Genomic DNA, 12754 nt, shown 5'->3' on the forward strand with positions numbered 1-12754 from the left:
GGCCCGGGCCCCGAGGGTTCGCACCCCCGGGGCCCGGGCCCGTCCGAGGTCGCTCAGGCGCGGACGCTGGCGTCCGCCTCGAGGGCCGCGGCCACGCGCCGGTGGGCCTCCCAGATCTCCTCGGGCAGGTCCGCGAACTGCCGCAGGTGCTCCTCGCGGTGGCCCATCTCCTCGCGCCAGCGCTGCACGTCGACGTCGAGGATCGTGTCGAGGTCGTCCTCGTCGATCTCGAGACCGACGAGGTCGAGCTCGTCCTTGGTCGGGAGGATGCCGACCGCGGTGCGGCGACCGGTCACCTCGCCCTTCTTGAGCTGCACGAGCCAGAGGAGCGCGCGGAGGTTCTCGCGGTAGCCGGGCCAGAGGAAGTGGCCGTCCTCCTCGTCGCGCTGGAACCAGTTGACGTGCGCGAAGATCGGCTGGTCCTTCGCGGCCCCGACGATCTTCAGCCAGTGCGCGGCGTAGGGGCCCTCGGGGTAGGACATGAACGGGCGCATCGACATCGGGTCGTAGCGCAGCTTGCCGTCGACGCCCTCGGCGGCGAAGGTCGCCTCGGCGCCGAGCGTCAGGCCGTCGTAGACGCCCTCGGCGAGGTCGGTGATGGCGCGCACGAGCGGCTCGCGGTCGCGGGTGCGGCCACCGAAGATGATCGCGTCGATCTTGACGCCCTTCGGGTCCTCGAAGTCGGGGGCGACGTTCGGCACGTTGGCGAGCGTCGTCGTGAACCGCGAGTTCGGGTGTGCCCAGGGGTCGTTCGCCTCGTCGGGGTTGCGGTCGGCGATGAGCTCGCCCTTCCAGTCCCGCCAGCCGGTGACGTCGGCGGGGCGCTCGGGCGTCTTGCCCTCCCACCAGACCTCGTGGGTGCTCTCGTTGTAGGCGACGTTCGTGAAGAGCGCCTGCGTGCCCTCGGCGATGGAGTCCAGCGCGGTCGGGTTGGTCTTCTCGTTCGTGTCCTTGGCGACACCGAAGACGCCGTTCTCGGGGTTGAGCCCGTAGAGCTGGCCGTCGCTTGGGTCGACCCAGAGCCACGCGATGTCGTCACCGTAGAAGCTGACGTGGTACCGGTCGCCGAGCGCGTCCGGGGCGAGCGTCATCGCGAGGTTCGTCTTGCCCGATGCGCTGGGGAAGCCGCCGCAGACGTGGTGGGTCTCGCCGGTCTCCTTGTCGGTGATGCCGAGGAGCATGAACTGCTCGCCGAGGAACTCGCCCGACGCCCAGCCGTCGTACGCCGCCTGGCGCAGGCCGTGGGCGATCTTGCCGAGCAGCGCGTTGCCGCCGTAGCTGCTGCCGAAGTGGAGGATGGTCCGCTCGTCCGCGACGGTGACGAAGTAGCGCTGGTCGTCGGGCGTGCCCTGGCCGAGGTTCGGCAGGTCGCCGGTCACGTGCACGGCGCGGACGAACACGTCCTGCTCCGCGAGCGAGTTGATGTGGTTCACGCCGACGCGCGCCATCCGGATCATGTGGAGGCAGACGGTGCGGTTGTCGGTGATCTCGACGCCCGCGGCGAAGCGCTCGAGGGGGCTGCCGGGCGGGGCCATGAGGTAGGGGATGACGTACATGGTCTTGCCGGCCATGGCGCCCTTCATGTGGCCCTCGACGACCGGCCGGATCTCGTCGCTGTGGCGCCAGTTGTTGTAGACGCCCCGGTCCTCGGGGCGGCTCGTGGCGACGATCGTGCGCTCCTCCGACCGCGCGGTGTCCTTGGAGTAGCTGCGCGAGTAGTAGAGCCCCTCCCCGGCCGGCTCGATCTCCCCCGCCTCCAGGGCCTCCCGCACGAGGCGGGCGTCGTCGGACGCCGAGACCACCTCGATGCGCTCGGCGCCGAGGAAGTCCGCCCAGTGACGGACGTACTCCCGGACGCTCTCGTTGGTCAGTCCCGCTTCGTCCAGGGACTTCTCCAGGTCGGCCACAATGCTCACCCTTTTCGGTCGTCACGCAGGTCAACCCGAGGGCGGGACCACGACGTCGTGCGTCCCGCCCTGCGAGACAGCCATTGCACCGTAGGCGCGGGTGGCCGGTCCACGGTCGAAGCGTTTCGACGCGGGAGTCCTTCGTCACATCCGACGTACCGCCAGAGATCCTGCTCACACCTACTGGCCGGTTACGTGTGATGTAAACGATTCCGCCTGTGCGACAACGATGTCAACGCTGTCGGGCCCGTCGACGAGCCGCATGGTCGTCGGCCTCGTCCATCGCCGCCCGGTCCAGCCGCGCGGCGTCAGCCGCGTCCGGAGCCCCGCCACCGCGGGTGGCCGGCCACCACCATGCGGACACCGGGTCCCGCGGCGCGTCCGGGTAGCGGTCGACGAGGCCCTCGACGAGCGTCTCGAGGCGGGCGTGGAGCCGGTCGGTCAGCTCCTCGACACCCTCCCCCGGCCGGGGTACCAGCGGCTCGCCGACGACGACGCCGACCCACCGTCCGCGCCGCACCGAGAGCCGGCCCCCGACGCTGAGGACCCGGTGCAGCCCCCGCCGACCACCTCGCCGGCGCGCAGGAGCCGCAGCGCCCGGACCGCGGCCGCCGCGCCCGCCCGGCGGTCGACCGGGACGTGCCCCATGGCGCGCATCAGCCACCCGGCGACGGGCGCGCGGAAGACGGCCTCCTTGGCGAGGAAGCGCACGAGCCGACCCCGCTGCCCCGCACCTCGACGCGCAGGCCGAGCACGCGGAACACGAACCGCGCCACGGCGACGACGGCACGGTAGGGACGGTCACGACGGGTGGGCACGCCGGGAGTTCGGCCCGCTCCTGCCCACCGGATCGGAGCCGGCCGGGTGGGACACGGGCGCCCGGGGTAGACAGGACCCGTGACCGACGTGCGCAGCCGCCTGGAGCCGACGACCGTGCCCGCCGAGCCGCGGGGCGCCGTCGTCGTCCTGCACGGCGGCGGCAGCCGGACCGGCGGCGTGCCCGTCAGCCCCACCCAGCTGTCCGTGCTGCGGATGGTGCCGGTCGCGGGCCGCCTGGCCACCACCGGACGGCGCCGGCTCGCGGTCTGGCGGCTGCTCAACTCGACCCGCGGCTGGTCCGGCCACCCGAACCCGGTCGACGACGCGCGGTGGGCGCTCGACCGCGTGACGGAGCAGGTCGGCGACGTCCCGGTCGCGCTCGTCGGGCACAGCCTCGGGGGCCGCGCCGCCCTGCTGGCCGCCGGGGACGAGCGGGTGCGTGCCGTCGTCGGCCTCGCGACGTGGCTGGCTCACGGCGACCCCGTCGGGCCGCTGTCCGGCCGCGACGTCCTCCTCGTCCACGGGGACGCCGACCGCGTCGCCCGTCCGGACCTCGCGCGCGACGTCGCCCGGCGTCTCGGGCCGGGCACGCGTGGCGGCATCGTCACCGTGCCCGGCGGCACCCACTCGATGCTGCGCCACCTCGGCACGTTCGACGGCCTCGCCGCCCGGTGGGTGGCGGCCTCGCTGCTCGGCGACGAGCCCGGCCCGACGCTCGCGCCCCTCCTCGCGGGGCGGGAGCGGGAGGTCAGCGCCTGAGGGCGTCCTCGTCCCTCGCGGCATCCGGGGCCACCGGGTGGATGCTGCGCGACTGGGCGCGCTGGTAGCGCCGCGGCAGCCACTCGCGCGGGTCGACCTTGGGGAGGATCTTCGCGACGGCCAGCGCGACGTACATGACCGTGTTGATGGCGACGAAGACACTGAGCACGGCGAACCACGGGGAGTAGATCGTGCTCTCGGGGAACAGGAGCCCGGTCGGCACGGCGACGGCGGTCATGCGTGCGGCCCGTCCCGGACGACGACCTTGCCGTCGGCCGACCGGGTCACGTGGGACCATTGCGCCTGCCGTCCGACGAGGATGTCGACCACGCCCTTGAGGAAGACGACGTTGAGGAACGTCGCGTAGACGAGCTCCGGGAAGAGCGTGGCCGCGACGAGACGGGCCCGCCATCCCCCACGCCAGGCGGTGACGACGCGCTCGACCATGAAGAGCCCGCCGACGCCGAGCCAGAAGGGGAACCAGACCCAGTCGTCGAGCGACACCGCCATCGTGAAGATCGCGGCGTAGTAGCTGAGCAGGGCGACCGACCCGTACCCGATGCCGAACTGCTGCACCCAGTACCGCGAGGTCTGCGGGGTCAGGCCGTAGGCCCCGAGGTTCTCGAGCGCCCCGCGCTGCCAGCGCAGGCGCTGGTGCCAGATCGCCCGCCAGGTCGGCATGACCTCGGTGACCACCGTGCACTGCGCCGGCGAGGTCATGAGGGCGCCGAGCGACTTCAGGGCGAGCGTCAGCTCGTTGTCCTCGGTGAGCGCGACCGTGTCGTAGACGTCGCCGGGGACGCCGGGGAGCAACCGGCCGCGCTGGGCCGCGACCTCGCGCAGCGCCGCGGACCGGAAGACCGACGCCGTACCGGTGAGGACGAACAGCCGCCCGCGCCGGCGCTTGATGTCCCGGCTGTAGCGGATGTACTCGTTGCGCTGGAACTGCCCGATGAGACCGTGACCGTCCTCGCCCATGAAGAGGCCGCCGATCGCCATGAGGGCGCGGTCCTCGGTCATCCGCTGCTTCGCCGTCTCGAGGTACTCGTGGCCGATGACGGTGTCGGCGTCCATGACCATGACGGTGTCGTTCTCGCCGAGCTCCGGCAGCAGGCTCGCGAGGGCCTGGTTGAGGCCGCCGGCCTTCTTGTGCGCGTTGTCGAGGGTCGTGAAGACCTCGACCCCCGCCGCCCGGGCCAGCTCCTCGGTCGCGTCGGTGCAGTTGTCGGCGACGACGACGACGCGGTCGGGACGGGTCGTCTGCTCCTGGAGGGAGGCGAGCGTGGCGACGATCCGGTCCTCCTCGTTGTGCGCAGGGATGAGGACCGTCACCGTGACCGGGCCGTGGTAGACCCCGGCGGTGCGCGCCATGACGAGCTTCGGCGCCAGCGGCGTCTCGCCCGAGTTCTCCGAGCGGCGGTAGCGCTTGGTGATGCGGCTCTCGACGAGCGCGACCCCGGCGGCCAGGAGGAGGGCGAGGCCGATCGCGGCGACGAGCAGCTGGGTCGAGGGAGCCTGCGTGTCGTAGAGGACCTGCCAGACCCCGAACACCGCGCCCTCCTTGGCGGGGCGCCGCGCCTCGGGGTCGGTGAGCGTGAGGGCGAACCAGAGCATCCCGGCGGCGGCCGTCGCCATGAGGACGACGAAGATGCCGGTGCCCCGCTGGAGCCGGTTGGTCGTGCTGCTCACGGGAGATCCCTCCGCGGGTCGATGACGTGCGGCGTCGTTGCCCGGGCGAGGTCGCGGCGCCGTCCCCCCGGGGCCCCCGCCTCATCCCCCAGGTGACGGGCCACGAACTCGTCGAACGGCACCGGCTCCCCCAGGAGGTAGCCCTGAGCGTAGTCGATGCCCAGGTCACGGACGACGTCGAGGGTCTCCCACCGGCCGACGAACTCGGCCACCGTGCGCTTGCCGAGGAAGTGCGCGATGCGGACGATCGACTCGAGGATGGCCCGGTCGGTGTCGCTCTGGTCGGAGTCGGCGACGAACTCGCCGTCGATCTTCACGACGTCGAAGCGCATGTGCTTGAGGTAGGAGAAGGACCCGAACCCGGTGCCGAAGTCGTCGAGGGCGAAGCGGACGCCGAGGGCACCGAGGCGGGCGGCGAAGGCCCGCGCGGCGAGCACGTCGGAGACCGCGGCCGTCTCGGTGACCTCGACGACGAGCGAGCCGGCGTCGATGTCGTGCGGCTCCAGGCCGGCGACGAGCTCGGCCTCGATGCCGGGGTCCCCCATCGAGCTGCCGGAGATGTTGACCGCCAGCGTGAGCCCGGGGGCCAGCGCCTGGAGGCGGCGGAGCATCGCGATCCCGTGCCGCACCACCCAGGCGTCCATGGCCGGGGCCAGACCGGTCCGCTCGGCGATGTACACGAAGCGCCCGGGGGCGACCGGCTCTCCCTCGTCGACGAGCCGGAGCAGGGCCTCCGCGCCGCTGACGCGGTTGGTGCGGACGTCGACGATCGGCTGGAGGTAGAGCTCGAAGAGGTCGTTCTCGATGGCGTTCTCGAGGCGGGAGCGCCAGGCCAGCCGGGCGCCCGAGCGCGGCTCCGGTCGCGCCGAGTCCCCGAGGAGGACGTAGCAGTTGCGGCCGTCGTCCTTCGCGTCGTACATGAGCATGTCGGCGAGGGCGAGGATGTCGGAGTCCTGCTGCTGGGCGTCGGCGAACGTCACGACGCCGACGCTCGCGGTGACCCGCCGGTTGACGCCGTCGAGGGTGGAGGTGTGCGCCCGCACGCGCTCGACGATCTCGGCCGCGACGATCTCCGCGCCGGCGCGGTCCGCGTCCGGCAGGAGCACGGCGAACTCGTCGCCACCCAGCCGCGCGACGAGGTCGGACGGGGGCACCGTCGCCCGCAGGACGTTCGCCGTCGAGACGATCAGCTGGTCGCCGGCCGCGTGGCCGAGCGTGTCGTTGACGTCCTTGAAGTTGTCGAGGTCGAGGAGGATGAGGGCGCCGGTGGGCCCGTACCGCTCGACGCGGCGGTGCTGGCGCTCCAGGTCCTCCTCGAACCGGCGTCGGTTCGGCAGGCCGGTCAGCGCGTCGTGGTCGGCGAGGTGGGTGAGGCGCTGCTCGTAGCGGTGCCGCTCGGAGACGTCGATGACGTTCATGACCACGACGCCGTCGGTCTCGGCCCGCTCCTCCCCCGCCGAGAGCACCCGGCTGGTCAGCGCCACGCGCACGTCGACGCCGTCGGGCCGGGTGAGCGTCCACTCGTCCCGGACGGGGCGGCCGTTCTCGTGGAGCACGCGCTCGAGGTGGCGGGCGACGTCGTCGGGGTGGCGCGGCGAGAGACCGTCGACCGGCAGGCCCTCGAGCTCGTGCAGCGGCCGCCCGGTGACCTCCGCGAGGCTGTCGTTGGCCCGGATGATGCGGCCCTGGCGGTCCAGCACGGCGATCCCGTGGGGCGCGTCGGCGACGAGCCGCTCGGAGCGCTCGCGCGCCGCGTCGAGGTCGGTGACGCGCCGGTGCTCCTCGGTGCTGTCGTGCAGCACGACGAGGGCGCGGTCGGGGCTGCGGGTGTCGAGGTCGCGCAGCGGGACGGCGTGGACGGTCACCATCCGCGTCTCGCCGCTCTCGACGTCCTCGAGGAGGACCAGCTCGTCCTCGACGCGCTCGCCCCGCAGGGCCCGGCCCGGTGCGCTCGTGTCCTCGGCGCGGTCCAGGCTCTCGGCCGAGAGCGCCAGCGGGGGCCGCGCCGCGAAGCCGTCCGGCAACGGCGGTCCGAGCCAGCGGTGGGCGGCGGTGTTGAGCGGACGCATCCGGCCGAGCCGGTCGACGACCGCGAGCGCGTCGGGGATGGTCTGGGTGATGGCGACGAGGTCCGCGGCCTGGATGCGCGCCGAGCGCCGCGACACCGAGAGCGACTCCAGGAGCCGGTCGCGCTCGGTCTGGACGGTCGCGAGGATCACCGCGAGCCCGGAGGCGAGGATCATGTAGGCCTGCAGGACCTGGGCCGCGGAGACCGGGTCGGCGATGGCGCCGAACGGACCACCGTCGGCGAACCGCACGAGGAGGAAGGTCCCGAGCGCGATGAGCGCCCCGTGGGCCGCCGCGAGCGGGACCGGCAGCCGGATGCCGCTCCAGAGGAGCAGCGCGATGGGAAGGAAGGCGAGCGGCAGCGTGTGGCGGGTCCCGAAGACGGCCCAGACGACGGGGACCGTGACGACGAGGACGAGGCCGAACTCGGCGAGCTGCGCCCAGGTGGTGCGGGCGCGGGCGTGCCTGGTCGTCAGGCCTGGCCCCGTGAGGACCGCGACCGCCGCGCCGTTGCGCAGGACCCACGCCAGCGCGGTGGCCGGCGTGACCGGTGCGCCGCCGACGGGCCCGAGGGCGACGACGGCGACCAGGGCGCTGGCCGTGGTCGCGACGAACCCGGCGAGCATCAGCCGCCAGAAGTCGGACAGGCTCGCGTAGCGCTCGGCGTCCCAGCGGGGGCGGCCTCCCTGCCGGCGGCTGGTGCGCACCCGGAACTCGCTGTAGACCAGGCGCGTGCCCGCGGCGACGACCGCGTTGGCCACGCCGAGCAGGAGCGCGGTGCCCCAGCCGAACCCGGTCAGCCCGTTGGCGAGGGCGGCGACGACGCCGGCCACCGCGGCCACGACCGCAAGCTCGCGGCGTCCGCGCGCCATCAGCCCCCAGAGGGCGCCCACCCCGGCGGCCGGCCAGAAGAGGGCCAGGCCCGTCGCGGGGTCGACGACGGCACGCCCGAGCACGGTGGCCAGGGCGTAGGCGACACCGAAGGACAGGGAACGCACGAGCACGCGGGACCTCGAGGACAGGGAACGAGGGGGTGTGCCCATCATGGACCGGGCGCGCCGAGTCGGCAGGTCGAGACGGTCCACCACGCCCGCCCCATCGGTCGCACGAGTCCCGACCTGAGGGTTTCGGGCCGGGCTCCTGTGCTCGCTCGCCACTTTCTCCGTTTCCTTGCGGCCATTCCTACTAACCCCATAGGGTTTGTGTGGCGAGCAGGGGTCCGCGACACACGCACGAGCCGCAGGAGCACATGATGACGAGCCGACGAACCGCACTGGCTGCCTTCCTCACGGGGGCGACCCTGATGGTGGGCGCCTGCGCCGGGGGCGGGGCCAGCGACAACGTCGACGCCGCCGCCGGCGGGGGGGCCGCAGGCGCCACGACGACGCTCAACCTCTACGGGTACGCCGTCCCGAAGGTGGGTTACGACCTGGTGATCCCCGCCTTCCAGAAGACCGAGGCGGGCAAGGGGGTGCAGTTCCAGCAGTCCTACGGCGCCTCGGGCGACCAGTCGCGCAAGGTCGCCGCCGGCGCCGAGGCCGACATCGTCAGCTTCTCCGTGGAGCCCGACGTCACCCGCCTCGTGGACGCCAAGATGGTCGACCCGGGCTGGAGCTCCGGCGAGCACCGGGGCATCCCCTTCGGGTCGGTCGTGACGATCGTCGTCCGCAAGGGCAACCCCAAGGGCATCAAGGACTGGGACGACCTGCTGAAGCCCGGCGTCGAGGTCGTGACGCCCAACCCGTTCAGCTCGGGCTCGGCGAAGTGGAACCTCCTGGCGCCCTACGCCGTGAAGAGCCAGGGCGGCCAGGACGTGCAGGCCGGCCTCGACTACGTCAACGCCCTCGTGAGCGACCACGTCAAGGTGCAGCCGAAGTCGGGACGCGAGGCCACCGAGACCTTCCTCCAGGGCAGCGGCGACGCCCTGCTCAGCTACGAGAACGAGGCGCTGTTCATCGAGCGGGAGGGCGACCCGGTGGAGCACGTGACCCCGCCGCAGACCTTCAAGATCGAGAACCCGGTGGCCGTCCTCAGCACCAGCAAGAACGCGGCGAAGGCCAAGGCCTTCGACGAGTTCCTCTACACGCCGCAGGCGCAGAAGCTCTGGGCCCAGGCGGGGTTCCGCCCGGTCGACGAGACCGTCGCGGCCGAGTTCGCCACGGACTTCCCCGCCCCGGAGAAGCTCTGGACGATCGCCGACCTCGGCGGTTGGAGCACGGTCGACCCGGCCCTCTTCGACAAGGAGAAGGGCTCCGTCGCGAAGATCTACAACGCCGCGACGCAGTGAGCGCAGGCGTGTCCACCACCACCCAGCCGGTCGGGGCTCCCCCGTCCCCGGCTCCCCCGTCGGCCGCCCCGGCCCGCGCCTCCTCACAGGGAGGGAGGCGCCGCCGGGGCGGTCCCGGGGGCCGCGCCCTCGGTCTCGGCGTCGTCGGCCTGTGGCTCAGCCTCATGGTGCTGCTACCGCTCGCGGCCCTCACCGTCCGCTCGTTCGACGACGGCCTGTCCGGCTTCTGGGCCGCGGTCACCGCGCCGGCCGCCCTCGCGGCCCTCGAGGTCACGCTCGGGGTCTCCGTCGTCGTCGCCCTCGTCAACGCCGTGATGGGGACGCTCGTCGCCTGGGTCCTCGTCCGCGACGAGTTCCCGGGGCAGCGGGTCGTCAACGCCCTCATCGACTTGCCGTTCGCGCTGCCGACGATCGTCGCGAGCATCGTCCTGCTCTCGCTCTACGGCCCGAACAGCCCGATCGGCGTGCACCTCAACGCCACTCGCTGGGGGCTCGGGGTCGCCCTGGCCTTCGTCACGCTGCCGTTCGTCGTCCGGTCCGTGCAACCCGTCCTCATCGAGCTCGACCGCGAGGTCGAGGAGGCCGCGGCCTCGCTCGGCGCGTCGAACACGACGATCTTCCGCCGGGTGGTCCTGCCCTCCCTCGCGCCGGCGGTCATCTCCGGGACGGGGCTCGCCTTCGCCCGGGCGGTCGGCGAGTACGGCTCGGTCGTCCTCATCGGGGGCAACATCCCGCGGGAGACCCAGGTGGTGTCGCAGTACATCCAGCAGCAGATCGAGATCGACAGCCCGGCCGCGGCGGCCGCCGTGTCGGTGGCCCTGCTGTCGGTGTCCTTCCTCACCCTGTTCGTCCTGCGGGTCTGGGCCACGCTCAGCCAGCGGCGGGAGGCGAGCACCGCATGAGGACCTCCCGTCGGGCGACCCTCGCGCTGCGCACGCTCGCCCTCGTCTACCTCGTCGGTCTCCTCGCGGTCCCGATCGTCGTCATCCTCTGGCGCACCTTCGGGGAGGGTCTCGGCCCGTTCCTGGCGTCCGTGCGCACTCCCGCGGCGGTCTCGGCGCTCAACCTCTCACTGCTCATCGTCGCGATCACCGTGCCGCTCAACGTCGTCTTCGGCGTGGTCACCGCCATCGCGCTCGCCCGGTGGCGGGTGCCGTTCCGCGGGGTGGTCCAGGCCGTCGTCGACCTGCCCTTCGCGGTGTCCCCCATCGTCGTCGGTGTCTCCCTCATCATGCTGTGGGGGGTCGGCGGGTGGTTCGGCGGCCTGGAGCAGAGCACCGGCATCAAGGTGATCTTCGGCCTGCCCGGCATGGTCATCGCGACCGTCTTCGTGACGCTGCCCTTCGTGGTCCGCGAGGTCGAACCGGTGCTCCACGAGATCGGCACCGAGCAGGAGCAGGCGGCCGCCACCCTCGGCGCGTCCGGCTGGCAGACGTTCTGGCGCATCACCCTGCCGGCCATCCGGTGGGGACTGACCTACGGCGTCGTGCTCACCGTCGCACGGGCCCTCGGCGAGTTCGGGGCGGTGATCATGGTCTCGTCCGGCTTCCCGGGCGTCAGCCAGACCCTCACCCTCCTCGTCCACTCGCGCTACATCGACGACCACAACACCTACGGCGCGTACACCGCGGCGACCCTCCTCATGGGCCTCGCGCTGCTCACGCTCCTCGGCATGACGCTGCTCGACCGGAAGAGGACCCACCGATGATCACCGTGACCGACGCCCGCAAGACCTACGGCGGCTTCGTCGCGCTCGACGACGTGAGCCTCGAGATCCCCGCCGGGTCCCTCACGGCGCTGCTCGGCCCGAGCGGCTCCGGCAAGTCGACGCTGCTGCGCTCGATCGCCGGGCTCGAGGACCTCGACGGCGGCATCGTGCGCATCGACGGCGAGGACGTGACGCACCAGCCGCCCCAGCGCCGCGGCATCGGCTTCGTCTTCCAGCACTACGCCGCCTTCAAGCACATGACGGTGCGCGACAACGTCGCCTTCGGGCTGACCATCCGCCGCCGCCCGAAGGCGGAGGTCGCCCGCAAGGTCGACGACCTGCTCGAGATCGTCGGGCTGGACGGGTTCCAGCACCGCTACCCGGCGCAGCTCTCCGGTGGGCAGCGGCAGCGGATGGCCCTCGCCCGGGCCCTCGCCGTCGACCCCCAGGTGCTGCTCCTCGACGAGCCGTTCGGTGCCCTCGACGCCAAGGTCCGCGCCGACCTGCGGCGCTGGCTGCGCCGCCTGCACGACGAGGTCCACGTGACGACCGTCCTCGTCACGCACGACCAGGAGGAGGCGCTCGACGTCGCCGACCGGATCGCGGTGCTCAACAAGGGTCGCATCGAGCAGGTGGGCGACCCCGTCAGCCTCTACGAGCGGCCCGAGAACGACTTCGTCATGTCCTTCCTCGGCGCCGTCTCGCGCCTGGGCGACCGGCTGGTGCGTCCGCACGACATCGTCCTCGAGCGCGACCACGCGACGGCCGCGTCGCGCCAGGCCGCCGAGGGGGCGGTCGGCCCGCTCGTCGCCGCCCGTGTCGACCGGGTCGTCCGGCTCGGGTTCGAGGTCCGCATCGAGCTGACCGCGGACGACGGAGAGCGGTTCGTGGCCCAGGTGACCCGGGCCGAGGCGGAGCGCCGCCGGTACACCGCCGGCGAGGACGTCGTCGCGTGGGCCCTGCGCAGCGAGGAGCCGGTCGGCGCCGGGCCCGTGGCATGACGGGCAGGCTGCGCGAGGGGCCGCCCCGACCGGTCCGCCACAGCGCGGTGCTCGGCATCTCGGCCCGCACCGACTACGCCGTCCGGGCGATGCTGGCGCTCGCCGACGCCCGGGCGGCGAGCGCCGAGCACCTCACCTCGGAGCTGCTCGCGCGGCGGCAGTCGCTCCCCCACAAGTTCCTCGGGTCCGTCCTCCTCGAGCTGCGGGTCGCCGGGCTCGTCACGAGCCGGCGCGGGCCGCGGGGTGGCTACGTCCTCGCCCGGCCGGCCGCGGAGATCTCGCTCGGCGACGTGTTCCGGGCGGTCGACGGCCCGCTCGCCGAGGTCCGCGGGCTGCGGCCCCAGGACACCGCCTACGAGGGCGTCGCCGAGCACCTGCCGGCGGTGTGGGTCGCGGTGCGCTCCAGCCTCAGCGAGGTGCTCGACGGCACCAGCCTCCAGGACCTCCTCGACGGGGACCTGCCGCCGCACGTCGCGAGCCTCGTGGACTCCTCCGAGCAGGCGGGCGGCTGACGGCG

At 73.0% G+C, this 12754-nt stretch carries 12 protein-coding genes; 6 read left to right on the forward strand and 6 right to left on the reverse strand.

All coding sequences use genetic code 11. The annotated features are described in order from the left end of the window. Positions 1 to 53: 53 nt before the first annotated feature. From LG324_RS12565 to LG324_RS12575, 3 genes are all read right to left on the reverse strand, one after another. Positions 54 to 1907 carry a phosphoenolpyruvate carboxykinase (GTP) gene (locus LG324_RS12565; protein WP_030529091.1) on the reverse strand — a complete coding sequence of 618 codons (1854 nt, stop codon included), beginning with the start codon at positions 1905 to 1907 and terminating at the stop codon, positions 54 to 56. A gap of 232 nt (positions 1908 to 2139) precedes the next feature. Beyond that, the gene (locus tag LG324_RS12570; protein ID WP_404348327.1) at positions 2140 to 2427 is read right to left on the reverse strand and encodes a hypothetical protein; all 288 of its coding nucleotides are present in this window, start codon (positions 2425 to 2427) and stop codon (positions 2140 to 2142) included. Further along, a complete protein-coding gene (locus LG324_RS12575) occupies positions 2349 to 2618 on the reverse strand; it encodes a 1-acyl-sn-glycerol-3-phosphate acyltransferase (protein ID WP_404348329.1) in 270 nt (89 codons plus the stop codon). Before LG324_RS12575 ends, LG324_RS12570 begins: the two co-directional genes overlap by 79 nt. Before the next feature lie 186 nt (positions 2619 to 2804). Between LG324_RS12575 and LG324_RS12580 the strand changes: the two genes are divergently transcribed. Continuing rightward, entirely contained in the window at positions 2805 to 3485 is a 681-nt protein-coding gene (locus tag LG324_RS12580) for an alpha/beta hydrolase (RefSeq protein WP_404348331.1), read from the forward strand. Here LG324_RS12580 and LG324_RS12585 read toward each other — a convergent pair. Genes LG324_RS12585 through LG324_RS12595 form a run of 3 tightly spaced genes read right to left on the reverse strand, consistent with a single transcriptional unit; the run spans position 3475 to position 8245 of the window. Further along, positions 3475 to 3723, reverse strand: coding sequence for a hypothetical protein (locus LG324_RS12585; RefSeq protein ID WP_404348333.1), 249 nt, complete (start codon positions 3721 to 3723; stop codon positions 3475 to 3477). The two genes, LG324_RS12580 and LG324_RS12585, sit on opposite strands and share 11 nt — an antisense overlap. After that, positions 3720 to 5174, reverse strand: coding sequence for a glycosyltransferase (locus LG324_RS12590; protein WP_404348336.1), 1455 nt, complete (start codon positions 5172 to 5174; stop codon positions 3720 to 3722). Before LG324_RS12590 ends, LG324_RS12585 begins: the two co-directional genes overlap by 4 nt. Beyond that, positions 5171 to 8245, reverse strand: a complete 3075-nt coding sequence (locus LG324_RS12595) for an EAL domain-containing protein (RefSeq protein ID WP_404348339.1) — start codon at positions 8243 to 8245, stop codon at positions 5171 to 5173. Before LG324_RS12595 ends, LG324_RS12590 begins: the two co-directional genes overlap by 4 nt. Before the next feature lie 248 nt (positions 8246 to 8493). Here LG324_RS12595 and LG324_RS12600 point away from each other — a divergent pair, with 248 nt between their 5' ends. From LG324_RS12600 to LG324_RS12620, 5 genes are read left to right on the forward strand one after another with little or no spacing between them, the layout of a single operon-like run. Then, the gene (locus LG324_RS12600) at positions 8494 to 9528 is read left to right on the forward strand and encodes a sulfate ABC transporter substrate-binding protein (RefSeq protein WP_404348341.1); all 1035 of its coding nucleotides are present in this window, start codon (positions 8494 to 8496) and stop codon (positions 9526 to 9528) included. Between the two features lie 8 nt (positions 9529 to 9536). Then, positions 9537 to 10430 carry a sulfate ABC transporter permease subunit CysT gene (cysT, locus tag LG324_RS12605; protein WP_030529084.1) on the forward strand — a complete coding sequence of 298 codons (894 nt, stop codon included), beginning with the start codon at positions 9537 to 9539 and terminating at the stop codon, positions 10428 to 10430. Next, complete coding sequence (locus LG324_RS12610) at positions 10427 to 11236, forward strand: sulfate ABC transporter permease (RefSeq protein ID WP_030529083.1); 810 nt, start codon at positions 10427 to 10429, stop codon at positions 11234 to 11236. Before cysT ends, LG324_RS12610 begins: the two co-directional genes overlap by 4 nt. Next, positions 11233 to 12237, forward strand: a complete 1005-nt coding sequence (locus tag LG324_RS12615; RefSeq protein WP_404348345.1) for a sulfate/molybdate ABC transporter ATP-binding protein — start codon at positions 11233 to 11235, stop codon at positions 12235 to 12237. The genes LG324_RS12610 and LG324_RS12615 overlap by 4 nt, the downstream gene beginning before the upstream one ends. Continuing rightward, a complete protein-coding gene (locus LG324_RS12620) occupies positions 12234 to 12749 on the forward strand; it encodes an RrF2 family transcriptional regulator (protein ID WP_404348348.1) in 516 nt (171 codons plus the stop codon). Before LG324_RS12615 ends, LG324_RS12620 begins: the two co-directional genes overlap by 4 nt. Positions 12750 to 12754: the final 5 nt, after the last annotated feature.

The sequence above is a fragment of the Phycicoccus jejuensis genome (genome assembly GCF_044797865.1).
GTDB lineage: Bacteria > Actinomycetota > Actinomycetes > Actinomycetales > Dermatophilaceae > Phycicoccus > Phycicoccus jejuensis.

Bases quoted from the DNA above. Each gene is read 5' to 3' on its own strand.
- LG324_RS12600 (WP_404348341.1), top strand. From the start codon at position 8,494: ATGACGAGCCGACGAACCGCACTGGCTGCCTTCCTCACGGGGGCGACC.
- LG324_RS12615 (WP_404348345.1), top strand. From the start codon at position 11,233: ATGATCACCGTGACCGACGCCCGCAAGACCTACGGCGGCTTCGTCGCG.
- LG324_RS12585 (WP_404348333.1), bottom strand. From the start codon at position 3,723: ATGACCGCCGTCGCCGTGCCGACCGGGCTCCTGTTCCCCGAGAGCACG.
- LG324_RS12620 (WP_404348348.1), top strand. From the start codon at position 12,234: ATGACGGGCAGGCTGCGCGAGGGGCCGCCCCGACCGGTCCGCCACAGC.
- LG324_RS12610 (WP_030529083.1), top strand. From the start codon at position 10,427: ATGAGGACCTCCCGTCGGGCGACCCTCGCGCTGCGCACGCTCGCCCTC.